At 69.8% G+C, this 23694-nt stretch carries 20 protein-coding genes, 2 tRNA genes and 1 pseudogene; 12 read left to right on the plus strand and 11 right to left on the minus strand.

The features are described 5' to 3' along the window. The 5 genes and pseudogenes from ACZ418_RS02030 to ACZ418_RS02050 form a co-directional block, all read right to left on the minus strand. Nucleotides 1-101 (minus strand): annotated as a pseudogene (locus ACZ418_RS02030) (sulfonate ABC transporter ATP-binding protein); the annotation flags it as partial. Nucleotides 102-172: 71 nt separating this feature from the next. Further along, on the minus strand, nucleotides 173-907 hold the full coding sequence (locus ACZ418_RS02035) for an ABC transporter ATP-binding protein (RefSeq protein ID WP_468355481.1): 735 nt from the start codon (nucleotides 905-907) through the stop codon (nucleotides 173-175). Beyond that, complete coding sequence (locus ACZ418_RS02040) at nucleotides 883-1731, minus strand: ABC transporter permease (RefSeq protein ID WP_468355484.1); 849 nt, start codon at nucleotides 1729-1731, stop codon at nucleotides 883-885. Before ACZ418_RS02040 ends, ACZ418_RS02035 begins: the two co-directional genes overlap by 25 nt. Continuing rightward, nucleotides 1728-2771 (minus strand): ABC transporter substrate-binding protein, encoded by a 1044-nt coding sequence (locus ACZ418_RS02045; protein ID WP_468355487.1) that lies wholly within the window; start codon nucleotides 2769-2771, stop codon nucleotides 1728-1730. Before ACZ418_RS02045 ends, ACZ418_RS02040 begins: the two co-directional genes overlap by 4 nt. A gap of 205 nt (nucleotides 2772-2976) precedes the next feature. Further along, nucleotides 2977-4176, minus strand: coding sequence for an ROK family protein (locus ACZ418_RS02050; RefSeq protein WP_468355490.1), 1200 nt, complete (start codon nucleotides 4174-4176; stop codon nucleotides 2977-2979). Nucleotides 4177-4605: 429 nt separating this feature from the next. Between ACZ418_RS02050 and ACZ418_RS02055 the strand changes: the two genes are divergently transcribed. Continuing rightward, nucleotides 4606-5187 carry a biotin transporter BioY gene (locus ACZ418_RS02055; protein ID WP_468355493.1) on the plus strand — a complete coding sequence of 194 codons (582 nt, stop codon included), beginning with the start codon at nucleotides 4606-4608 and terminating at the stop codon, nucleotides 5185-5187. A 3-nt stretch (nucleotides 5188-5190) separates the two neighbouring features. On the opposite strand, the gene ACZ418_RS02060 is transcribed toward ACZ418_RS02055, so the two are convergent. Next, on the minus strand, nucleotides 5191-6516 hold the full coding sequence (locus tag ACZ418_RS02060) for an FAD-binding oxidoreductase (protein ID WP_468355496.1): 1326 nt from the start codon (nucleotides 6514-6516) through the stop codon (nucleotides 5191-5193). A 71-nt stretch (nucleotides 6517-6587) separates the two neighbouring features. Next, the gene (locus ACZ418_RS02065; RefSeq protein ID WP_468355499.1) at nucleotides 6588-8012 is read right to left on the minus strand and encodes an amino acid permease; all 1425 of its coding nucleotides are present in this window, start codon (nucleotides 8010-8012) and stop codon (nucleotides 6588-6590) included. A 238-nt stretch (nucleotides 8013-8250) separates the two neighbouring features. Between ACZ418_RS02065 and ACZ418_RS02070 the strand changes: the two genes are divergently transcribed. Both ACZ418_RS02070 and ACZ418_RS02075 read left to right on the plus strand, forming a co-directional pair. After that, nucleotides 8251-8736: a ribose-5-phosphate isomerase gene (locus ACZ418_RS02070; protein ID WP_468355502.1), complete on the plus strand. Its 486-nt coding sequence runs from the start codon at nucleotides 8251-8253 to the stop codon at nucleotides 8734-8736. Nucleotides 8737-8836: 100 nt separating this feature from the next. Continuing rightward, nucleotides 8837-9646 carry an Fpg/Nei family DNA glycosylase gene (locus ACZ418_RS02075; protein ID WP_468355505.1) on the plus strand — a complete coding sequence of 270 codons (810 nt, stop codon included), beginning with the start codon at nucleotides 8837-8839 and terminating at the stop codon, nucleotides 9644-9646. A 7-nt stretch (nucleotides 9647-9653) separates the two neighbouring features. Here the strand turns inward: ACZ418_RS02075 and ACZ418_RS02080 are convergent, their stop codons facing one another. Next, a complete protein-coding gene (locus ACZ418_RS02080; protein ID WP_468355508.1) occupies nucleotides 9654-10895 on the minus strand; it encodes a GNAT family N-acetyltransferase in 1242 nt (413 codons plus the stop codon). A gap of 175 nt (nucleotides 10896-11070) precedes the next feature. On the opposite strand from ACZ418_RS02080, the gene ACZ418_RS02085 reads away from it, so the two are divergent. Together ACZ418_RS02085 and ACZ418_RS02090 are read left to right on the plus strand one after the other, a co-directional pair. Beyond that, nucleotides 11071-12243 (plus strand): SpoIIE family protein phosphatase, encoded by a 1173-nt coding sequence (locus tag ACZ418_RS02085; protein ID WP_468355511.1) that lies wholly within the window; start codon nucleotides 11071-11073, stop codon nucleotides 12241-12243. A gap of 50 nt (nucleotides 12244-12293) precedes the next feature. Next, nucleotides 12294-12752 (plus strand): HD domain-containing protein, encoded by a 459-nt coding sequence (locus tag ACZ418_RS02090; protein WP_468355514.1) that lies wholly within the window; start codon nucleotides 12294-12296, stop codon nucleotides 12750-12752. Here ACZ418_RS02090 and ACZ418_RS02095 read toward each other — a convergent pair. Beyond that, complete coding sequence (locus tag ACZ418_RS02095; protein WP_468356851.1) at nucleotides 12749-13897, minus strand: acyltransferase family protein; 1149 nt, start codon at nucleotides 13895-13897, stop codon at nucleotides 12749-12751. The genes ACZ418_RS02090 and ACZ418_RS02095 overlap by 4 nt on opposite strands. Before the next feature lie 495 nt (nucleotides 13898-14392). Here ACZ418_RS02095 and ACZ418_RS02100 point away from each other — a divergent pair, with 495 nt between their 5' ends. Further along, on the plus strand, nucleotides 14393-14587 hold the full coding sequence (locus tag ACZ418_RS02100) for a hypothetical protein (protein WP_450985869.1): 195 nt from the start codon (nucleotides 14393-14395) through the stop codon (nucleotides 14585-14587). Between the two features lie 335 nt (nucleotides 14588-14922). Here ACZ418_RS02100 and ACZ418_RS02105 read toward each other — a convergent pair. Continuing rightward, a tRNA-Gly gene (locus ACZ418_RS02105) sits at nucleotides 14923-14993 on the minus strand. Between the two features lie 161 nt (nucleotides 14994-15154). Between ACZ418_RS02105 and ACZ418_RS02110 the strand changes: the two genes are divergently transcribed. From ACZ418_RS02110 to clpX, 5 genes are all read left to right on the plus strand, one after another. After that, a tRNA-Pro gene (locus tag ACZ418_RS02110) sits at nucleotides 15155-15231 on the plus strand. Nucleotides 15232-15421: 190 nt separating this feature from the next. Then, complete coding sequence (gene tig / locus ACZ418_RS02115; RefSeq protein ID WP_468355517.1) at nucleotides 15422-16810, plus strand: trigger factor; 1389 nt, start codon at nucleotides 15422-15424, stop codon at nucleotides 16808-16810. A 272-nt stretch (nucleotides 16811-17082) separates the two neighbouring features. Further along, the gene (locus ACZ418_RS02120; RefSeq protein ID WP_468356854.1) at nucleotides 17083-17688 is read left to right on the plus strand and encodes an ATP-dependent Clp protease proteolytic subunit; all 606 of its coding nucleotides are present in this window, start codon (nucleotides 17083-17085) and stop codon (nucleotides 17686-17688) included. Between the two features lie 67 nt (nucleotides 17689-17755). Next, a complete protein-coding gene (locus ACZ418_RS02125; protein WP_468355520.1) occupies nucleotides 17756-18421 on the plus strand; it encodes an ATP-dependent Clp protease proteolytic subunit in 666 nt (221 codons plus the stop codon). Nucleotides 18422-18591: 170 nt separating this feature from the next. Beyond that, nucleotides 18592-19878, plus strand: a complete 1287-nt coding sequence (gene clpX / locus ACZ418_RS02130; protein ID WP_468355523.1) for an ATP-dependent Clp protease ATP-binding subunit ClpX — start codon at nucleotides 18592-18594, stop codon at nucleotides 19876-19878. 73 nt (nucleotides 19879-19951) lie between these two features. Here clpX and ACZ418_RS02135 read toward each other — a convergent pair whose 3' ends face one another. After that, nucleotides 19952-20929, minus strand: a complete 978-nt coding sequence (locus ACZ418_RS02135; RefSeq protein ID WP_468355526.1) for a hypothetical protein — start codon at nucleotides 20927-20929, stop codon at nucleotides 19952-19954. Between the two features lie 137 nt (nucleotides 20930-21066). On the opposite strand from ACZ418_RS02135, the gene ACZ418_RS02140 reads away from it, so the two are divergent. After that, the gene (locus tag ACZ418_RS02140) at nucleotides 21067-23691 is read left to right on the plus strand and encodes a valine--tRNA ligase (protein WP_468355529.1); all 2625 of its coding nucleotides are present in this window, start codon (nucleotides 21067-21069) and stop codon (nucleotides 23689-23691) included. Nucleotides 23692-23694: the final 3 nt, after the last annotated feature.

The raw sequence follows: 23694 nt of genomic DNA on the forward strand, positions 1-23694 counted from the left end.
GAGCGTGGGTGGGGGTGGTCGATGGTGAGGTCGAGGGCTATGTGGCCCTGGTCCAGGACGAGGACCCGGTCGGCGAGCACGATCGCCTCGTCGACGTGGTGCCTGCGGCGCTGCGGCGGTTCGAGCTGGTGGCGGGTGTTCCGGGAGGGTGGGTTGGGGTGGGGGCGGCGGGTCATCCGTGGTCCTCCGTGACGCCGAGTGCGGTCAGCAGTCGTTCGCGGTACTCGCCCAGGACCGGCTCGCGGTAGGAGCGTGGGTGGGGGTGGTCGATGGTGAGGTCGAGGGCTATGTGGCCCTGGTCCAGGACGAGGACCCGGTCGGCGAGCACGATCGCCTCGTCGACGTCGTGGGTGACCAGGAGGACGGACGGGCGGTGGCGCTGCCACAGGTCGCGCAGCAGGCTGTGCATCTTGATCCGGGTGAGCGCGTCCAGCGCGCCGAACGGCTCGTCGGCCAGCAGGAGTTCGGGCTCACGGACCAGGGAGCGGGCGAGCGCGGCCCGCTGGGCCTCACCGCCGGACAGCTCGCCCGGCCAGGCCCGCTCGCGGCCCTTCAGCCCGACCTCGGCGAGGGCGGCCCGGCCGCGCTCCTCGGCGTCCTTGCCGTCGGTGCCGAGCAGGACGTTGTCCAGCACCCGGCGCCAGGGCAGCAGCCGGGAGTCCTGGAAGACGACCGAGACCCGCTCGGGGGCGCTGAGCCGCCCGCTGCCGGCGACCCCGTGGTCGAGTCCGGCGACCGCCCGCAGCAGCGTGCTCTTGCCCGAGCCGCTGTGCCCGAGCAGGGCCGTGAACTGGCCGGGAGGCAGGTCGAGGTCGATGCCGTCGAGGACCGTACGGCCGCCGAAGGAGCGGCTCAGGCCCTGGAGCCGGACGGCGGGCCGGGTCAGTTGTTCAGTGTGCGGCGCCACGACAGCACCCTCCGTTCGATCAGACGGACCGCGCTGTCGGAGACCAGGCCGAAGACGCCGTAGACCAGCAGGCCGACCAGGATGACGTCGCTCTGGCCGTAGTTCTGCGCCTGGAACATCAGATAGCCGAGGCCGCTGGTGGCGTTGATCTGCTCCAGCACCACCAGGGCCAGCCAGGAGCTGGTCACACCGAGCCGGAGTCCCACGAAGAACCCGGGCAGCGCGCCGGGGATCACCACCTGGCGGATGAAGGCCGGCCGGGACAGGCCCTGCACCTCGGCGAGTTCGACGTACCGGCTGTCGATGCCGGCCAGCGCGGCATGCGTGTTCAGATAGATCGGGATGTAGACGACGATCGCGATGATGGCGACCTTGAAGGTCTCCCCGATGCCCAGCCAGAGGATGAACAGCGGGATCAGGCCGAGGGTCGGGATCGCCCGGTTGAGCTGCACGGTCCCGTCGATCAGCGCCTCCCCGGCGCGGCTGAGCCCGGAGGCGAGCGCGAGCAGCACGCCCGCGGCCAGACCGATCGCGAAGCCGTATCCGGCCCGCCTCAGCGAGGTCAGGACGTCGGTGGGCAGGGTGCCGTCGGTCCACAGACGGCCTGCGGTCCTCAGCACCGTCCACGGCGCGGGAATCGCACCGGTGTCGAGGGCTCCGGCGGCCGAGGCCGCCGCCCACAGGACGAGCACCAGCAACGGGCCGGCCAGCGGGGCCGCGGGCAGCCGGCGGCCGGGGGAGAGGCGGCGGCGCCTGCGGACCTGGGGGACCTCCCCCGCCTCTGCCGCCGCGACGGCGGTCGTCGTCGTGGTCACGGCGGTCATTTCCGGTACTCCTCGGGTACGGCCTCGGCGGCGATGGACTCGAAGCGGTGGTCGAAGAGCGAGGAGACGTCGAACTTCTTCACGAACCCGCCCTCGGCGAGCAGATCGGCCGTCTCCTGCTCCCACTTGATCGCCTCGTCCCAACTCGGCGGGAACAACGGCTTGTTGGCGAGCCTGCTGATGCCCCGCGCCTGCTCCGGGGTCAGGTTCTGCGTCTTGACGTAGAACTCCTCGTTCCAGACGTCCGGGTGCTCGTACTGCCACACCTGGCCCCGGGCCCACTGCGGGATGTACGCGGCGATCGCGGCGGCCTTCGCGGGGTCGTTCAGCACGGACTGCGGGGCCCACAGCAGGTTGAGCAGGTCGACGACGTCGGTGGGGATGGTGCGGGCGCCCTTGGGCTCGTACTGCTTGAGGTAGGCCGGTGCCTGGCTGTTGGCGAGCGGGGCGACGTCGACCTGCCCGGACTGCAGGGCGGTGAGGAACTGATTGCTGGTCAGCGGGACCAGCTTCACCTCGTCGTACGCGAGGCCCGCCTTCTTGAGCGCCCGCAGCAGGACGACACCCTGGGCCTGCCCCTGCGAGAACGCGAGCCGCTTGCCCCTGAAGTCGTCGATGGAGTGGATGTCGCTGCCGGGCTTGGTGGCGAAGAGGTAGTTGGGCCTGCGGGTGATGTCGATCGCCACGATCTTCGCGGCGAAGCCCTGGTAGTGCGCCTGGATCGGCGGGATGCCCGCGTTGTTGGCGAGGTCCAGGGAGCCCGCGCGGAAGGCGTTGATGACATCGGGACCGGCGCCGATGTTCACCCAGCTCGACACGGTGAAGGGCAGCTCGGGCAGCTTCGCCAGCCGGAACTGCAGCTGCTGCTGGCCCTGGTACGAGGCGATCCTCAGGCTGGTGCCCGCCGGAACCTTGTCCGCGAGCGGCTTGGTCGCGGCGCCCCGGGTGTCGGCGGCGGCATCGCCCTTGGCGCAGCCACTGAGGCCCACGGCGGCGGCGGACGCGCCCAGCAGGGAGGTGAGAAAGACACGACGGTGCATGGGAGGACTCCCGGGAGAAAAGGGCTGGAAAGGCAGGAAGAAATCCGGGAAAGACAAGCCGAGAGAAGAGAACTCACGCAGCGGAAACACGCGCTTCATGCGCGGCAATATGTCAGCAACAGATGGTGCGACAGCTCGTGAGGTGGCTCATGACCAGCATGTTCCTGGCCATGGGCGACCCCTGTCAACAATCCGAGTTTCTGAATTAAATACCCTCAGGTGACGCACCCAGCGGATCACGGAACAGCACGTCGAGCACCACGGATCCGCCCGCCATCGCCAGCACGGAATCCGGGAAACTCGTCGGCAGTACCGCCGCCGTACGGCGATTTCCGGCCGCCTCCCGCAGCGCGCCCAGGCACTCCTCGAAGTGCAGCACGCCGACCTCGGTGACGACGACCGTCTCCGGGTTGAGCACATCGAGCAGCAGCCCGGCCGCCCGGCCGGTCGCCCGGGACCGCTCGACCAGCAGCCGCCGGGCCACCTCGTCGCCGGCCGCAGCCGCGGCCACCACGTGCATCGGATTGGCCGAGCCGATCACCCCGGCCGCGCGGGCCCGCCGGCTGAGCGTCCGCTCGCTCAGCTCCACCTGCAGGCAGCCGGTACGGCCGCACGGGCACGGCTCGGTGCCGCCCGGCACCGGCAGATGCGCGATCGCCCCGGCCGCCGAGCGTGGCCCGTGGTGCACCTCGTCGTTGGTGGCGAAGGCCGCGTCGACCACATTGCCCACGAACAGATGCAGCATGCTCCGGCTGCCCCGGACCCGCCCGAACAGCCGCTCCCCGTGCACCAACGCCCGCGCGTGCCCGTCCACATGGACCGGCAGGCCGGTGCGGGCGCCGAGCAGCTCCCGCACCGGCACCTCGCGCCAGCCCAGCAGCTCGTGCTCGACCACGGTGCCGGTGTCCCGGTCCACCCAGCCGCCGAGGGCCACCCCGACCCCCAGCGGCCGGCGGCCCGGCACCCCGGCGAGCAGTCCCGCGAGCCCCTCGGCGGCGCGCGCCAGCACCCAGCCGGGATCGGTCCGTTCATGCTTCAGCTCACGCCGGGCCACCACCCGGCCGCGCAGATCCAGCAGCGCGACCGTCGTGTACGGCACGGCCACGTGCACCCCGCCGACCAGGAACCCCGTGTCGTCCAGGTCGACGGGGACATGCGGCCGGCCGACCCCGTTCGAGCGGCGGGGCGCGGCGGACTCGCGGATCAGGCCGAGCTCGGCGAGCCGGGCACAGTGCTCGGTGACCGACGCGGGCGACAGCCCCGTCAGCCGGGCGACGGTGCTGCGCGCCACCGGCCCGTGCTCCAGCACGGACCGCAGCACGACACTGGCGCTGGTGCGCCGTCGGTCGCTGTCGGCGGCGCGCGGAACGGGCGAGGCAAGGGTGGATGCCGCGGTACGGGGCATGGGGGACCGTCCTGAAGGAAACGGGGCCGACACGTCTCGGAAAGGCGAGGCGTGCCGCAGGGCCCGCCCCTACCCCGGGCGGTGACAGGTGGCCGTGCCCTGGCGTCGCAGGTCGACATAGCGACGCGAGGTGAAGTACCGGGCCTGGGCAACCATGGCTGGAAGGGTAGGGCAGGAAAGGTGAATCCGACCAGAGCACCAGGATTCATTTGGCGGGACCCCACAGTCCGCTCGGCGCCCCACCGAGTGAGCTGCGCGTCCCTGCCTCAGTGACCAGGGTCACGCCCTGATCGGTGTAACCGGCACTCTTTGTTCGAAGCCCACCAAGCCCTCCTTCCGCCCTTTGTCGAGCGCTGACGGTGATCAGCCCGAGTCGGCTGGGATAGCGTCACGGTGTCCCAGCATGTCCCCGTCACCCGCGGAGTCCCCATGAGCACCGCCACCGCCACCGCTCGCCCCGGCGCAGTCCTCGCCGATCTGCTCCCCGCGTCCCGCGTCCGCGACGCGGCCCTCGTCGTCGGCGGCGCCGTGCTCACCGGCCTCGCGGCCCAGGTGGCGATCCCGGTGCCCGGCTCCCCGGTGCCGGTGACCGGCCAGACCTTCGCCGCGCTGCTCGTCGGCACCGCGCTCGGCGCCCGCCGCGGCTTCCTCTCCCTCGCCCTGTACGCCCTCGCCGGTGTCGCGGGCGTGCCGTGGTTCGCGGCCGGCACCTCCGGCGCCGCCTCGGTCTCCTTCGGCTACATCCTCGGCATGCTGCTCGCCTCGGCGGCCGTCGGCGCCCTGGCCCGGCGCGGCGCGGACCGCTCGCCGCTGCGCATGGCGGGCACGATGCTCCTCGGCGAGGCGATCATCTACGCGGTCGGCGTGCCGTACCTGGCCGTCGCGGCCCACCTCTCCCTCTCCCAGGCCGTGGCGCTCGGCCTCACCCCGTTCCTGATCGGCGACGCCCTCAAGGCCGCCCTGGCGATGGGCGCGCTGCCCACCGCCTGGAAGTTCGCGAACGAGCGCTAGGACTCACGCGCTGACGCCGTAGTTCCTGCGGAAGAGGTTCGCCGGGTCATAGGTCTCCTTGACCCGGGTGAGCCTCTTTCGCGTTTCGAGGTCGTACAGCCCGGCGCCCCGGTCCCCGGCGCCGAAGGCGAAGTTGAGGGACCGTCCGAGGGTGTCCCGGGCCAGCAGTGCGAACGCCGGGTCGAGCACCGCCCGGGCGCGCTCCCGCTCCCCGACCGTCAGCAGCCGCACCAGGAACCGCCCGTCGCGGTACGGCACCGCGTTCGGCGCCGGACGGGCGAGCGCGCCGCCCAGGTGATTGATCTGCACGACACCCATCAGGTCCGCCCCTGGCCCGGTCGCCCGCAGCAGCGCACCGACCAGCTCGACGTCCAGCTCCCGCAGCACCGCGCTGTCGCCGTAGTACGCGTGCGGGAAGTCCGGATCGCTGTGGATGGTGTGGCTCTCGGCGTACGGCATCTCGCGCAGGGAATCCGCGAGCACCGGCCCGATCTCCCGCAGCGGGGCGACGATCCGCTCGCCGCCGGCGCCGGTGTGGGCGACCCGGACCGAGACGACGTACTTCCCGCGCAACTGTGGGGGCAGCGCGGGCAGGTCCGGATACGGTACGGCGGCGAAGGACGAGGTCAGCCCGTCGGGCACGGTCCGGGTCCAGGCCTCGTACGCCCGCAGCACGGCAGCCGGTTCCACCACACGCCCGTCGAAGGCGAGCGAGCCGCCGTACAGCGTCCGCACCGGCACGAGCCCGATCTCCAGCTCGGTGACGATCCCGAGGTTCTGCCCGGCGCCGAGCAGCGCCCAGTACAGCTCGGGGTCGGAGTCCGGGGTGACGTGCCGCAGCTCCCCGTCGGCGGTGACGAGCTCCAGCCACCGCACATGGTCGGCCGTGTAGCCGAACTCCCGGGCGAGGATGCCGAGTCCGCCACCCAGGGTGTACGACACCGCACCCACGCTGGGCGCCGACCCGTTCAACGGCGCCAGCCCGTAGGGCTCGGCCGCCGCGACCACCTGCCCCCAGCGCACCCCGGCCTGTACCCGCACGGTACGGGCCCCGGGGTCGACGGTGATCCCGTCCATCCGCCGGGTGGTGACGAGCAGCCCGCCCTCGCATCCGCCGGGCAGCCCGTGCCCGGTCGCCTGCACCCCGACGGGCAGGCCCTCGGCAGCCGCGTACCGCACGGCGGCCACCACGTCGGCCGGCGAGCGGGCGGGCACGATCACGGCGGGCCGCTGGGCGAAGCCGAGCTGGAAGCCGGCGAGTTCGCCGTCGTAGCCGGTGTCGCCGGGGCGGAGGAGGGTCAGGTCCAGGTGGTCGTCCACGTAGGGCATGGCATGCAGCATGGCCGCATAACCTGACAGGTGGCGTCAGATTATGCGGCCATGTCCAGCCGGAGGGCGGATCAGCCGACGGAGACCTTGTCGGCCGGGGCCTCCACCGCGGGGGCCGGGCGGTTCGCCGCGAGCCTCTGCTTCACCACGGCGATGATCACCACGACCGCCGCCACCGCCACCGACAGCAGCACGGTCGTACGGCCGCTGCTCTCGCCCTTGGTGTCGGTCAGCATGTAGCCGAGGACGAAGACGATGAAGGCGGCCGTCGCCCAGGTCAGGTACGGGTACAGCCACATCTTCACGACGAGCTTCTCCGGCGCCTCGCGCTGGATGATCCTCCGCATCCGCAGCTGCGAGAAGCAGATGACGAGCCACACGAACAGGGCCACCGCGCCGGACGAGTTGACCAGGAAGAGGAAGACGGTGTCCGGGTAGGCGTAGTTGAAGAAGACCGCCACGAAACCGAAGACGACCGAGGCCAGGATCGCCGTCAGCGGCACACCGCGGGAGGTGGTGCGGGCGAACGCCTTCGGGGCGTCACCGCGCTCGCCGAGCGAGAAGGCCATGCGGGAGGCCGTGTAGAGGCCGGAGTTGAGGCAGGAGAGCACCGAGGTCAGGATGATGACGTTCATGATCTGACCGGCGTTGGGGATGCCGAGCGAGTTCAGCGCGGCGACGTAGGAGCCCTGCTTGGCGATGGACGCGTCGTTCCACGGCAGCAGCGAGACCACGACCAGGATCGAGCCCAGGTAGAAGACGCCGATACGCCAGATGATGCTGTTGGTGGACTTGGTGACCGCGCGCTGCGGGTCCTCCGACTCGCCGGCCGCGAGCGTGGCGATCTCGCTGCCCATGAAGGAGAAGACGACCAGCAGCACACCGGTGAGGATGGTGCCGGGTCCGTGCGGCAGGAAGCCGCCGTGGTTCGTCAGGTTGCCGAAGGAGGCCTTGTCGGCGTGGACGCCCGGCAGTACGCCGAAGATGGCCAGCAGGCCGATGACGATGAACGCGCCGATCGCCACGACCTTGATACCGGCGAACCAGAACTCGAACTCGCCGTAGGAGCCGACGGAGACCAGGTTGGTCGCGGTCAGCACGGTCATCACGATGAGCGCCCAGCCCCACTGCGGTATGCCCGGCACCCAGCCCGAGAGGATCTTGGCGCCGGCGGTGGCCTCGACGGCCAGCACGACGACCCAGAAGAACCAGTAGAGCCAGCCGATGGAGAACCCGGCCCAGCCGCCGAGGGCACGGTCGGCGTGCGCGGAGAAGGAGCCGGAGGTCGGATTCGCGGCGGACATCTCGCCGAGCATCCGCATCACGAGGACGACGAGGGTGCCGACGATCGCGTAGGACAGGAGGATGCCCGGTCCCGCGGTGGCGATGCCGGAGCTGGAACCGACGAAGAGGCCGGCTCCGATGACACCACCGATCGCGATCATCGTCAGGTGGCGGTTCTTGAGTCCTGCTTGAAGGCCCGAACCAGGGGTCATGGACGGATTTCCTTTGCGCCAGGAGGAGCAGCTCGTATGAGCGGTGTACGAGTCGGTCCAGTGAATCCGAGGCGAACGGATTCGGGAACCTCTGAATCCGTATCGTTACTTGAGGTTCCCTTGAGGTTCTATGGTGCTGCTCACATTTTCCGAGGTCTGTCGGGGTGTTCCCCGGGGGCCTGGCGGGGTGCCGCCACCCGAGGCTGCTGCCTGGAATGGGGCGTGTCACACTCATGGCATGCGCGTGTATCTCGGCTCCGACCATGCTGGCTACGAACTCAAGAACCACCTCGTCGAGTGGCTCAAGGCGGCGGGTCACGAGCCCGTCGACTGCGGGCCGCACATCTACGACGCCCAGGACGACTACCCGCCCTTCTGCCTGCGTGCCGCAGAGCGTACGGCCGCGGACCCCGACGCCCTCGGTATCGTGATCGGCGGCTCCGGCAACGGTGAGCAGATCGCCGCGAACAAGGTGAAGGGTGTGCGGGCGGCGCTGGCCTGGAGCGAGGAGACGGCGACGCTCGGCCGGCAGCACAACAACGCCAACGTGGTGGCGGTGGGTGCGCGTATGCACAGCACGGAGGAGGCGACGAAGTTCGTCGAGGTCTTCCTCAACACGCCGTTCTCTGGTGACGAGCGTCACATCCGGCGGATCGACATGCTGTCGGCGTACGAGACGACGGGCGACCTGCCGCCGATCCCGGCCCACCACCCGCAGCCGTAGCGGCCCCCTGAGGGCCACGCCCCCGGTTGGCTGGAAGGCCGGCCTCCCTGGTGCTGCGCCCAGCTCCCTGTCTTGCGGCGAAGGAAAGGACACCCCCGCCGTGCCGGAAGGGCACACCATCCATCGGCTGGCCCAGGACTACGCCGAGCGGTTCCTCGGGACCGCTCCGCGCGTCACCAGCCCCCAGGGCAAGTTCTCCGACGCCGCCGCCCTTCTGGACCGCGCGGAACTCACGGCCACCGAAGCCCACGGCAAGCACCTCTTCCTCCGCTTCCGGGACACCGACTGGGTCCACATCCACCTCGGCCTCTTCGGCAAGGTCGGCTTCGGTGACGCCCCCGCGCCCCCGCCGACCGAGACCGTCCGGCTCCGGCTCGCGCACGACACGGCGTACGTGGACCTCCGCGGCCCCACCACCTGCGCACTGATCACCGACCCCGAGAAGCAGGCCGTACACGACCGCCTCGGCCCCGACCCGCTCCGCGTGGACGCGGAACCGGACGCGGCGTACCGCAGGATCTCCCGCAGCCGTACGACGATCGCCGCGCTGCTCATGGACCAGAAGATCGTCGCCGGCGTCGGCAACGTCTACCGCGCGGAGGTTCTGTTCCGGCACGGCATCGACCCCTACCGCGCGGGCAAGGACATCACCCCGGCCGAGTGGGACGCCATATGGGCCGACCTCGTCGAGCTGATGCACGAAGGCGTCCGGAAGAACCGGATCGACACCGTCCGGGCCGAGCACACCCCGGAGGCCATGGGCCGGCCACCCCGCGTGGACGACCACGGCGGCGAGGTGTACGTCTACCGCCGCGCCACCCTGCCCTGCCACATCTGCGGCGCGGAGATCCGCACCGCCGGCCTCGCCGCCCGCAACCTCTTCTGGTGCCCCACCTGCCAGCAGAGGTGATCGGGCGCTAGAAGCCGTGCGGCAGCCACGGGGCCACCGGTGAGCCGAAGGCCACCGACGCCTCCGTCAGCGCGCCTGGCCGCAGCTCGCGCACCCGCCCGGCTGCGGCGAGCGACAGCAGGGTGACGCCGCCGAGGTAGGACGCGCCCAACTCCCGCACGGTGAGGGCGAGTTCCGCGGGGTCGGACGTACGCTCACAGGACGCGCCCTTGGTGTCGCCCGTCAGCCGCCAACGCCCCGCGTTCCACGGGCAGAAGGTGTCCTCCACCTCCAGCACGACATCGACCGGCGCCTGGTATGTACGCGCCGACAGTGCCGTACCGACGTCGACGAGACGGACGTACGCGTCGTCCTTCAGGCGCGGCCGGCAGCGGCGGGTGTCCGAGACCAGGTACCGCCAGGCGTCGTCGACGGGCCGCGACCCCACCGACAGCGTCGTCATCAGGTCGATGCCGAACAGGAAGCGCCACAGCGCCGCCTCGGTGACGGGATCGAGCGCGGCCAGGTCCTTCAGCTGCACCGTGCCGTCGTGCCCGCTCTCGCCCCAGCCGATCTTGGTGGTGAAGCGGACGTATCCCGTCACCTCGCCCTCCCGCTCGGCGACCACGCACTGCAGCGCCGACGCCCCGCCGCGCTCGCTCTCCGGGTCGAGGAGACCGGCCCGCTCCCAGCCGGGCTGCCGGGCCAGCATCCCGGGCCGCTGCGGCACCAGCGCCGCGTAGACCGCCTCGCAGGCGTCGAGGACGTCTGCGGGCGCCGCGTAGCGCAGTCGTACGTCCGCCACGCCCGGCGGCAGGGACAGCGTCACCCGGCTCGTGTCGATCTCGGCGGTCGTCCGGAAGGTGGCCGCGCCGTACCCGAAGCGGCCGTAGATCGCGGGCTCGGACGCGGTCAGCACCGCGAGCGGCTCGCCCAGCGCCCGTACGTCGTCCAGCTGCCGGCGCATCATCGAGGTCAGCACCCCGCGCCGCCGGTGGGTGGCCGCCACGCTCACCATGGTCACGCCGGCCGCCGGGACCGCGGCCCCGCCCGGCACCGTCAGCCGGAAGCTGAACGACCCCGTCGTACCGACGACCTCGTCCCCGTCCCAGGCGGCCATGGAGCGGTCGAACTCGGTGAGGGACCTGTCCAGTTCGCGTTCCTCGGGCGGTGCCGCCGAGGCGCCGAAGGCGCGGTACAGGACGTCGTACCACCGGTCCCATTCGGACTCGCGCAGCACCCTCAACTCGGTTCCCCGGTCAGTCCCCATGAGCCATGCGTACCAGGGCGTTGCGGGACGAGCCAGCGAATTTCTCCCGGACGGCGGCGCGATGGCCCCGCGTGCCGTTCACTGTGAGGACGAACCGCGAAGTCGAGCCCCGCACGGGGGACAAGTGGGACCTCCCGTGCCAAGCAGCCGGTCCGATGGATAGGGTCCCGAACTAATGGCAGCAGGACGAGAGCGGCGCGCGAAGGCCGAGAAGTTCACGGCCCGGTGGAGGATGCAGTGGCACCGGGCCCGCACCGGCCTGCGCAGAAGCGCCGTGGACTACTTCCGCGGCGACGGCTCCGACTGGATCGCGTTCGCCGGACTGCTGCTCACCATCCCGGTCCTCATGTCCATGACCCTGGCCGACTCGGTGTGGTGCTCCCCGGCCACCCTGGTGCTGCCGATCATCGCCGGCGGCCTGCTGCTGCGTCCGGCGAGCCTGCTCGGCCTGTACGCGGCGGGCGCCACCGCGCTGATCGTGGAGTCGGTACGGCTCGGCCCGTACACCGAGGGGCCGAGCCGGGTCACCCCGGGTGTGGTGCTGGTGGTGGCCGCCTGCGGTTTCTTCGGGCTGCTCACCGCCCAGTTCCGCAGCCGGGTCGGGGTGCCGTGGCGGCGCGGCGGCACCATGCTGTTCGACCTGCGCGAGCGGATCCGGGTGCAGAGCAAGCTGCCGAAGCTGCCGCACGGCTGGCACCACGAGATGGCGCTGCGGCCGGCGGGCGGCCAGTCCTTCTCCGGGGACTTCGTGGTCGCGGCCCGCACCAACGGCGGCCGCACGCTGGAGGTCGTGCTCACGGACGTGTCCGGCAAGGGCATGGACGCCGGATCGCGCGCCCTGCTGCTGTCGGGGGCCTTCGGGGGCCTGTTGGGCTCCCTCCCCCCGCACGCCTTCCTCCCGGCCGCGAACGGCTACCTCCTCCGCCAGGACTGGGACGAGGGCTTCGCCACCTCCATCCATCTCGTCCTGGACCTCGACTCCGGCGACTACGAGCTGTACACCGCCGGCCATCCACCAGGCCTGCAGCTGAGCGCGGGCAGCGGACGCTGGGAGGAGAAGGCCGCCGAGGGGCCGCTGCTGGGTGTGTACGACGGCGCCCAGTTCGACCCCGTGAAGGGCTCGCTGCGCCCCGGTGACGTGTTGATGCTGTTCACGGACGGTCTGGTGGAAACCTCCGACCGCGACATCGTCGAGGGCATCGACCGGCTCACCGGCGAGGCCGACCGCTATGTCGCCGGCGGCTTCCACGGCGCGGCCTGGCACCTCATCGAGGCGGTCGCCAAGGACGTCAACGACGACCGGGCCCTGCTGTTGATCTGCCGCCAGGCGACGGCGACGCCCCGCTGAGCGACATGCCGGGTGACCTGCCGGGCGACGCCCTGAGCGACACTGGGCCGATGACACAGCTCACGCTCGCCGAGGTCGAGGCCGTCGCCCGCAGTGCCCACGACGGCCAGACCGACAAGGCGGGACGGCCGTACGCCGAACATCTCGCCGCCGTCGCCGCCGGTGTGCGCGCCCGGGGCGGGGACGCCGAACAGATCGCGGCGGCCTGGCTGCACGACTCCGTCGAGGACGACGCGCTCACCCGCCAGTGGCTGGAACAGGCGGCCCTGAGCGCACGTACCAAGGCCATCGTGGACGCCCTCACCAAGCGGCCGGGGGAGGGGCCGGAGGCGTATGCGGGGCGGATCCTCGCCACGGACGGCGCACGGCTGGTCAAGGAGGCCGACCTGGCGCACAACGCCGACCCGGAGCGGCTGGCGGTCCTGGACGAGCCGACCCGGAGACGACTGACCGAGAAGTACGCCCGGATGCGCGCACTTCTCGGTCTGGGGGAGTCGTCGGAGTCCTAGGCGCCGGCCTTCTCGCGCTCACGTTCCCCGCGCTGCCGCTCGCGGGCGAGTTCCGCCGCGTCCTGCTTGAACGCCCACTCCATCCTCGGCTCCATCGCGAACCGGAAGACGCGCTGCACGGGCCTGGTGCACAGCAGGGTGACGGCGGCCCCGAAGGCGAGGGTCACCAGGATCTCGCCGAGCGGGCGGTGCAGCCACGGGTGGTCGAACCAGCCCCGGTAGTCGGCGAACTTCACCAGGAAGCCGTGCAGCAGATAGCCGTACAGGGTGCCCGCGCCGAGCGCGGTGAACCACATCCTCCGGCGCGGCACCCAGGCGAAGAAGCAGGCCGTCAGCAGCAGCGAGCAGCCCATCAGCGCGAGCGTCATCACCGGGCCGCACCACCAGGGCGCGCCCAGCTCCTGGGCGGAGTCCCGGTGGTAGAACCACGCGGTGTTCATGCGCGGCACCGCCCACCAGCCGACGGCCAGCGCGGCGGCGAACACCGGCACCGCGGCGATCCGCAGCCAACGCCGGCGCACCAGCTGGAAGTGCTCGGGCTTCATGCACAGGCCCAGCACGAAGTACGGCAGGAACTGCAGGACGCGCTGCAGATCGAGGTCGTCACCGATGTTCGGGGTGACGGACGCCAGCATGGCGATGCCGAGGGCGACCGCGAACGGCGAACGCACCAGCTTCCAGATCGGCGTCGTCAGCCGCCAGATGAACAGCGCGACCAGGAACCAGGTCAGATACCAGGGATCGAGGAGGCTGATCTCCACGTGCGAGCCCGTGACCAGGTTCTTGAACGTCGGGTACGCCGTCTCGAAGACGACGTACGGCACCACGACACCGGTGATCAGCCGCTTCAGCCGGTCCGGGCGCATGTCGAAACTGCGCGAGAAGAAGCCGGAGATGATGATGAACGCCGGCATGTGGAAGCAGTACACGACCGTGTACACGCCCTCCAGGATCCGGCTGTCGCCCTTCAGCGGCTCCCACGAGTGACCCATCGCGACGAGCACGATCGCCAGGTACTTGGCGTTGTCGAAGAACGAGTCGCGCTGCTTGCCGCCGTGCTCTTTGCCGGGTCTGCCCTCATTCGCCCGCCGCTCCGGCGCACTCAGCGGGGTACGCGGACCGGGCACTCCGTCCGCCGGCGGCATTGCCGGGGGGAGCGGCCTGCGGTTCTGGCCGGGGGAGGAGGCGGCGTCAAACATCTCAGGCACCCTAGCGTCGTCCGTGGGATTTCGTAAAACCCCCGCAGCCATTCCTGGTTAACGCCTCCGGATGCCCGCCGATTTACCGAACTCACCGTCTTTGTCTACGTGATGGTGCGCACACAGGGGCCGTTCGTTCACCCCTGATGTCCCGATTCATACTGACTAAATGGGGCATACAGCGCCTCTGTGTCATCAATTCGAATTACCTGCGCACAGGATGTGTGGAGGCGGAAACGAAGTCGCGTAATTCCCGGGGCAGTCAGGTGCGGACGGCCCGGTCGAATTACCCTGCGGCGTATCGCCCGCCTCGGCCGGGTGTCCGACGTTGTGTCACGGGCCGCATGGGCGGCCCCGGTTGGTGGCACGATGGTTCTGGCGGGGGTGCGTGGGCCGTACCTCCGGGCCGGCAGAGCGGACCGACCGAGGGTGTGATCAGTTGTGGCCATTTCACTGTCTGTGGTGCTGCTGTTGGCGATCATCCTTGTGGTGCTCCTGAGAGGGGGGAACCTCAAGGCCGGACCCGCGATCGTCGCGGTGCTCTTCGGCTTCTTCCTCGCCTCGACCGGCATGGCCCCGTCCATCGACCGCTTCCTGAACTCGATAGCGGACTCCATCAGCTCGATCAAGTTCTGACCGGAGCGGGGCCGGCGAACCGGGACGCGCTGAACCACTTCACCCAACGGGGCGTGCGGGGACGACGGCGCTGCGCGACACGGACCGGGCTTCCCCTCCGGCCCGGACATGATCGTGCTGCGACGCCGGCCGGCCCCCGGGAAGCGAACCCGTAAGGGCGCGTGCGCTGTCCTGTGCATGGCGATCGGCGGCCTGCACGACCGGGCCGGCTTCCTGCTTTGTCTCGCTCATCCGTCTCTCCTCCACGCGGGGGACACGGAGAGCTGAGCGGCCCCGGAACGGCTGAAGGCCCGGGGAGAGGAAACCAACCTCTTGCCCGGGCCTTCGGCGTACAGAGCGGGCGACGGGAATCGAACCCGCGTAGCTAGTTTGGAAGACTAGGGCTCTACCATTGAGCTACGCCCGCAAGAGCGAGCCGCAGGTCGGTGACCGCGGCACTGGAGGCATCGTAGCGGGTCGCCCGCCGTCGAGGCCAACGAGTTGATCCCCGGAGCCCTCGCGCGCGCCGCCTCGAAGAATGCGGCCGACGTAACCGGCCGGGGCATGTACCCTACGTGTCGCACCAGACGGGGTGTGGCGCAGCTTGGTAGCGCGTCCGCTTTGGGAGCGGAAGGCCGTGGGTTCAAATCCCGCCACCCCGACCACCTGCTCACGCACCTGCTCACAACGTCGTGATGATCGCCTTTTGGGGCGCTGACCGGCTGCGGTTACTATGCAAGCTGCGCGCCCGTGTGTCCCGGCCCACTCGGCCTACGAACTCCTCCGGGCGGCGAATCCGCCGGACCTGTCTGGCTCCGGCAGAAACCAAGAAGTCAGCCACAAGGAGACCGAACCGTGAAGAGCGCCGTGGAGACCCTGAACCCGACCCGGGTTCGGCTCACTGTCGAGGTGCCCTTCGAGGAGCTCAAGGACAGCCTCGACGCGGCGTACAAGAAGATCAACCAGCAGGTCACGGTGAAGGGCTTCCGCAAGGGCAAGATCCCCGCCCGGGTCATCGACCAGCGGTTCGGCCGTGGCGCCGTGCTGGAGGAGGCCGTCAACGACGCGCTTCCGAAGTTCTACACCGAGGCGGTCAACGAGGCCGAGCTCAGCCCGCTGGGCCAGCCCGAGGTCGACATCACCGAGCTGAAGGACGGCGAGACGCTGAACTTCACCGCCGAGGTCGACGTCCGCCCGGCCCTGGAGATCCCGGACTACTCCGGTATCGAGGTCGAGGTCGACGCCGTCGAGGTCACCGACGAGGACGTGGAGAAGTCGGTCGAGCAGCTGCGCGAGCGCTTCGCCTCCACCTCCCCGGTCGAGCGCGCCGCCGAGGACGGCGACGTCGTCACCATCGACCTGGAGGCCAAGGTCGACGGCGAGGTGCTGGAGGACGGCATCGCCAACGGCGTCTCCTACACCATCGGCTCCGGTGAGCTGCTGGACGGCATCGACGACGCCGTGAAGGGCCTGGAGGCCGGTGGCGAGGCCACCTTCACCTCCGAGCTGAAGGGCGGCTCCGCCGCGGGCCGGGAGGCCGAGGTCACCGTCAAGGTCACCCAGGTCGCCGCCCGTGAACTGCCCGCGCTGGACGACGAGTTCGCGCAGCTCGCCTCCGAGTTCGACACCCTGGACGAGCTCAAGGCCGACAGCCGCAAGCGCCTCGCGAACATGAAGCAGTTCGACCAGGCCACCCAGGCCCAGGAGCGCGTCCTGGAGAAGCTCCTCGAGCTGGTCGAGGTCCCGGTCCCCGAGAAGCTGCTCGAGGACGAGATCAACACCCGCAAGCACAACCTGGAGCACCACCAGCTCGCCCAGATGGGCCTGACCCTCGACAAGTACCTGGAGATCCAGGGCAAGACCGCCGAGGAGTTCGACGCCGAGACCCGCGAGGCCGCGGTCAAGGGCATCAAGACCCAGTTCGTCCTGGACGAGCTGGTCAAGAAGGAGCAGCTCAACGTCAACCAGGAGGAGCTCACCGAGCACCTCATGCGGCGTGCGGCGTCCTCCGGCATGTCCCCCGACCAGTTCGCCCAGGCCGTCGTCGAGGGCGGCCAGGTGCCCCTCCTGGTCGGCGAGGTCGCCCGCGGCAAGGCCCTGGCCGTCGTGGTCGAGTCCGCCACGGTGAAGGACACCAACGGCGAGATCGTCGACCTGGACGACGAGGAGGAGACCGAGGCCGCCATCGAGACGGTCGAGGCCGCCGAGGCGTCAGAGACCTCCGAGGAGAACGCCGAGGGCTGAGCAGCCCTACGGCGCCGGTAAGGGCACGTACAGCGGGCCCTGGGGACTTTCCCCGGGGCCCGTTTGTGGTACCCGGGGGGCAGCGGCCCGACGACAACCGAACCACCCCCTACGAACCGCACTCGTCCCCCAGCGGAGCGCTACGCCCCCGGCGAACACCCGCATTCCCGGGATTCTCCGAAGGGACCCTCGCGTTAGGGTCCATGAAAGGCAGAACAATGAGACGGCCCGGCGCCGTCGTAAGACGAGCAGGTGGATACGTGACGAATCTGATGCCCTCCGCCGCCGGCGAGCCTTCCATCGGTGGTGGCCTCGGCGACCAGGTCTACAACCGGCTGCTCGGCGAGCGGATCATCTTCCTCGGCCAGCAAGTCGACGACGACATCGCCAACAAGATCACTGCGCAGCTGCTGCTCCTTGCCGCCGATCCGGACAAGGACATCTACCTCTACATCAACAGCCCGGGTGGCTCGGTGACCGCCGGCATGGCGATCTACGACACCATGCAGTACATCCCGAACGACGTGGTCACCATCGCCATGGGCATGGCGGCCTCGATGGGCCAGTTCCTGCTGACCGGCGGTTCCGCGGGCAAGCGCTTCGCCCTGCCCCACGCCGACATCATGATGCACCAGGGCTCCGCCGGCCTCGGCGGTACGGTCTCGGACATCAAGATCCAGGCCGAGTACCTGCTGCGCACCAAGAAGCGCATGTCCGAGCTGACCGCGTTCCACTCCGGCCAGACGGTCGAGACGATCATCCGCGACGGTGACCGCGACCGCTGGTTCACTCCGGAAGAGGCCAAGGAGTACGGTCTCATTGACGAGATCATCACGCACGCCTCGGGTGTTCCGGGAGGCGGCGGCACCGGTGCCTGACCGGCCCGGCCACGCCACGCACCGCGAAGACACCAGCCCCCCGAACGCCACCAGGACGGTGAACCCCATGAGCAACTTCCCCGGCGCCGCCAGCGGCATGTACGAAGGGCCCCGCCCCGACAGCCGCTATGTCATCCCGCGCTTCGTCGAGCGCACCTCCCAGGGCATCCGCGAGTACGACCCGTACGCGAAGCTCTTCGAGGAGCGCGTGATCTTCCTGGGCGTCCAGATCGACGACGCCTCCGCCAACGACGTCATGGCCCAGCTGCTGTGCCTGGAGTCGATGGACCCGGACCGGGACATCTCGATCTACATCAACAGCCCCGGTGGCGACATGACCGCCCTCACGGCGATCTACGACACGATGCAGTTCGTGAAGCCCGACATCCAGACGGTCTGCATGGGGCAGGCGGCCTCCGCCGCCGCGATCCTGCTCGCCGCCGGTACGCCGGGCAAGCGCATGGCGCTGCCGAACTCGCGCGTCCTGATCCACCAGCCGGCGGGCTCCACCGGCCGCGGCCAGCTCTCCGACCTGGAGATCATCGCGAACGAGTTCACCCGGATGCGTGACCAGCTCGAACAGATGCTGGCCAAGCATTCGAACCAGCCGATCGAGAAGATCCGCGAGGACATCGAGCGCGACAAGATCCTCACGGCCGAGGAGGCGCTGGAGTACGGCCTCGTCGACCAGATCATCTCCACCCGCAAGCTGAACAACGCCGCCGTCCGCTGACGCGGCGCGGCATACTCTTTGCCCCTCTTGGCAGGATTCACGTCAAAGTGAACCCTGCCAAGGGGGGCCCGAACACGGGGCCCGGCAAGGTACCGTCGACATAAGGCAGCACCAGGAGCCGCTGGACTCGAAAGTGTCCGGGCGTCTCCCAGGCGAAGGGGAAGCACACCGTGGCACGCATCGGTGACGGCGGCGATCTGCTCAAGTGCTCGTTCTGCGGCAAGAGCCAGAAGCAGGTCAAGAAGCTCATCGCAGGGCCCGGTGTGTACATCTGCGACGAGTGCATCGATCTCTGCAACGAGATCATCGAGGAGGAGCTCGCGGAGACCAGCGAGGTGCGCTGGGAGGAGCTGCCCAAGCCCCGCGAGATCTACGAGTTCCTGGAGGGGTACGTCGTCGGCCAGGAGGCCGCGAAGAAGGCCCTCTCGGTCGCGGTGTACAACCACTACAAGCGGGTCCAGGCGGGCGAGAACGGCGGCGCGAACGGCCGTGACGACGCCATCGAGCTGGCGAAGTCCAACATCCTCCTGCTGGGGCCCACGGGCTCCGGCAAGACCCTCCTCGCGCAGACCCTGGCGCGCATGCTGAACGTGCCGTTCGCCATCGCCGACGCCACCGCGCTCACGGAGGCCGGCTACGTCGGCGAGGACGTGGAGAACATCCTCCTGAAGCTGATCCAGGCGGCGGACTACGACGTCAAGAAGGCCGAGACCGGGATCATCTACATCGACGAGATCGACAAGGTGGCGAGGAAGAGCGAAAACCCCTCGATCACCCGTGACGTCTCGGGCGAGGGCGTCCAGCAGGCGCTGCTGAAGATCCTGGAAGGCACCACGGCCTCGGTCCCGCCCCAGGGCGGCCGCAAGCACCCGCACCAGGAGTTCATCCAGATCGACACGACGAACGTCCTGTTCATCGTGGGCGGCGCCTTCGCCGGCCTGGAGAAGATCATCGAGTCGCGTGCCGGGGCGAAGGGCATCGGTTTCGGCGCAACGATCCTCTCCAAGCGCGAGCTGGAGGCGAAGGACGTCTTCGAGGACGTCATGCCGGAGGACCTGGTCAAGTTCGGCATGATCCCGGAGTTCATCGGCCGTCTCCCGGTGATCACGAGCGTCCACAACCTCGACCGCGAGGCCCTGCTCAAGATCCTGGTAGAACCCCGCAACGCCCTGGTCAAGCAGTACCACCGCCTCTTCGAACTCGACGGCGTGGAGCTGGACTTCGAGCGCGAGGCCCTGGAGGCCATCGCCGACCAGGCCATCCTCCGCCAGACCGGCGCCCGAGGCCTCCGCGCCATCATGGAGGAAGTCCTCCAGGGCGTCATGTACGAGGTCCCGTCCCGCAAGGACGTGGCCCGCGTGGTCATCACAGCCGACGTGGTCCTCTCCAACGTGAACCCGACGCTGATTCCGCGGGATGCGCGGGGGCGGGGGTCGGGGGAGCAGAAGTCGGCGTAAGTGCCCTGGACGTGAGGAGGGGCCCCGGTCGACCGACCGGGGCCCCTCCTCATGTCAAGCCCTAAGGTACCTATCAGGCCTTCACCCGTACGTCGTTGCGGAGATCTGCGGCCAGCTGGGCGGCGTCCTCCATGGACGGACTCTTGCCCATGGCGATCCCCGCGAAGTCGAACGAGATGACGTATGCGACGGTGCTGTGGTCGGCCCACGCGCAGATCGGTGTCGTGATCGTCTTGCCCGTCTCTTTGCTCTCGATGGACTGGCACTTCATGACGCCGTTCGAGAAGCCGGAAGGCGACATCTTCTGCGGGCTGCCGACGAGCTTGCCCTTGGAGGCGGACGTGTCCTTGGCGGACTCCTCCTTCATCATCGCGAACATGCCGTCGACGACCTTCTCCGGGTCGTTGATGGTGCCGTACACCCCGGAGAAACCGAGACTCTTCCCGGTGACGCCCGAGCCGTAGCTGTAGCCGGCGCTCACGTCCTTGGGGTCTTTGACGCCCAGCGCCTCCGTTTTCTTCAGATCGTCCTGGCTCATGCCCTGATCGGCAGAGTCCTGGTCCGACTTCTTGTACGTCCCGTTGATCACCGTCGCGGGCGTGATCAGCTTGTGCGGCCCGTCGTCCGCGACGCTTCCGCTGCCGCCGCTGCCCCCGCCGATCGCCAAGTACGCGCCCACCGCCACGGCCGCCACCACGGCCACCGCGCCGATGATCAGGCCCGTCTTCTTCTTGCCGCCGGCCGGGGCCGGGGGCTGGGGCATGCCGTAAGGCGGCTGCTGGCCGTAGTGACCCGGCTGCTGGCCGTACGGGTTCGGCTGCTGCGGCACGCCGCCCTGCTGCGGGTAGCCGTACCCCGGCTGCGGCGGGACGGCCGGAGGCGCCTGCTGGGGGTAGCCGTAGCCGGGCTGCGGGGCCTGCGGCTGCTGGCCGTACGGGCCCGGCTGGCCGTAGGGCCCCGGCTGGCCGTACGGGCCAGGCTGCCCCGGCTGGCCGTACGGACCCGGCTGCTGGGGCGGCCCGCCGTACGGGCCCGGCTGGTTGTTGCTCATCTCTGGGTTCCCCTCCAGATGCTTATGTGTTCCTGACATCCTGGACCAGGCACAGGAAACGCACGGCACCGGGGGCCGCACCGTTACAGAACAAACGTGTTTCGGGACCACCCCGTAACACCTCTAAACTGACCCCCGTGACCGAGAACGCTCAGCAGCAGCCACCCGCGCCCGACTCCGAACTGCCGACCCAGTACGCGCCGGCCGATGTAGAGGGCGCGCTGTACGAGCGCTGGGTAGAGCGCGGTTACTTCGAGGCGGACGCCAAGAGCGACAAGCCGCCGTACACGATCGTCATCCCGCCGCCGAACGTCACGGGCAGCCTGCATCTGGGCCACGCCTTCGAGCACACCCTCATCGACGCGCTGACCCGCCGTAAGCGCATGCAGGGCTACGAGACGCTGTGGCAGCCCGGCATGGACCACGCCGGTATCGCCACGCAGAACGTCGTCGAGCGCGAGCTCGGCAAGGAGGGCAAGTCCCGGCACGACCTCGGCCGTGAGGCGTTCGTCGAGCGGGTCTGGCAGTGGAAGGCCGAGTCCGGCGGGCAGATCAGCGGCCAGATGCGGCGCCTGGGTGACGGTGTCGCCTGGTCGCGTGAGCGGTTCACCATGGACGAGGGCCTGTCCCAGGCCGTCCAGACCATCTTCAAGCGCCTGTACGACGACGAGCTGATCTACCGAGCCGAGCGCATCATCAACTGGTGTCCCCGGTGCCTCACCGCGATCTCCGACATCGAGGTCGAGTACCAGGACGACGACGGCGAACTCGTCTCCATGAAGTACGGCGAGGGGGACGACACCATCGTCGTCGCCACCACCCGTGCCGAGACGATGCTCGGCGACACCGCGGTCGCCGTCCACCCCGACGACGAGCGCTACAAGCACCTCGTCGGCAAGCTCATCAGGCTCCCGCTGACCGACCGCTCCATCCCGGTCGTCGCGGACACCCACGTCGATCCCGAGTTCGGCACCGGCGCCGTCAAGGTCACCCCGGCCCACGACCCGAACGACTTCGAGATCGGCCAGCGGCACGACCTGCCGTCCATCACAATCATGGACGAGCACGCCGTCATCACGGCCCACGGTCCCTTCCAGGGCCTGGACCGACTCGAGGCCCGCTCCGCCATCGTCGCCGCCCTGCGCGCCGAGGGCCGGATCGTCGCCGAGAAGCGGCCGTACGTCCACTCGGTGGGCCACTGCTCGCGCTGCAAGACCACCATCGAGCCGCGTCTGTCGATGCAGTGGTGGGTCAAGGTCGGCCCGCTGGCGAAGGCAGCCGGCGACGCCGTCCGGGACGGCCGCGTCAAGATCCATCCGCAGGAGATGGAGAAGCGGTACTTCGACTGGGTCGACAACCTCCACGACTGGTGCATCTCGCGGCAGTTGTGGTGGGGTCACCGGATCCCCGTCTGGTACGGCCCGGAGGGCGAGGTCGTCTGCGTCGGCCCGGACGAGGAGCCCCCGACCGGCGAGGGCTGGCACCAGGACACCGACGTCCTCGACACCTGGTTCTCCTCCGGCCTGTGGCCCTTCTCCACCCTCGGCTGGCCCGAACAGACCGAGTCGCTCGCGAAGTTCTACCCGAACTCCGTCCTGGTCACCGGCTACGACATCCTCTTCTTCTGGGTCGCCCGGATGATGATGTTCGGCCTGTACGCGATGGACGGCACCCCGCCGTTCCACACCATCGCCCTGCACGGCATGGTCCGCGACCAGTTCGGCAAGAAGATGTCGAAGTCCTTCGGCAACGCGGTCAACCCGCTGGACTGGATGGACAAGTACGGCAGCGACGCGCTCCGGTTCACCCTGGCCCGTGGCGCCAACCCCGGCGTCGACGTCCCGATCGGCGAGGACTGGGTCCAGGGCTCCCGCAACTTCGCCAACAAGATCTGGAACGCCACCCGGTTCGCCCTGATGAACGGCGCGACGGTCGAGGGCCCGCTGCCCGAGCCGGCGAGGATGTCGGCGACCGACCGCTGGATCCTCTCCCGCCTGAACTCGGTCGTGGCCGAAGTCGACGCCTACTACGACGACTTCCAGTTCGCCAAGCTGTCGGACACCCTCTTCCACTTCGCGTGGGACGAGGTCTTCGACTGGTACGTCGAGCTGTCCAAGACGGTCTTCCAGGCGGGCGGCGAGCCGGCCGAGGTCAGCAAGCGGGTCCTGGGCGAGGTCCTCGACGTCACCCTCAAGCTGCTGCACCCGGTGGTCCCGTTCGTCACGGAGACCCTGTGGACGACGCTGACGGGCGGCGAGTCCGTCGTGATCGCTGACTGGCCCGAGGACAGTGGCTTCCGCGACGCCGATGCCGAGCGGGAGATCGAGACCCTCCAGTCGGTCATCACCGAGGTCCGCCGCTTCCGCGCGGACCAGGGTCTGCAGCCGGGCCAGCGCGTCCCGGCCCGCCTGACGCTCGACGGTACGGCCCTCGCCCCGCACGAGGCCGCCATCCGTCAGCTGCTGCGCCTGCAGCCGGAGGGCGACTCCTTCACGGCCACGGCCACCCTGCCGGTCGCCGGCGCGGAGGTCGCGCTCGACCTCTCCGGCACGATCGACGTGGCCGCCGAACGCAAGCGCCTCGCCAAGGACCTGGCCGCCGCCGAGAAGGAGAAGGCCCAGGCCACGGCCAAGCTCGGCAACGAGGCGTTCCTGGCGAAGGCGCCGGACCACGTGGTGGACAAGATCCGCACGCGCCTCGCCAAGGCGGACGAGGACATCGCCCGCATCACCGCCCAGCTGGAGAAGCTGCCGCAGGCATAAGTC

Source organism: Streptomyces sp. NPDC030820, assembly GCF_055572075.1.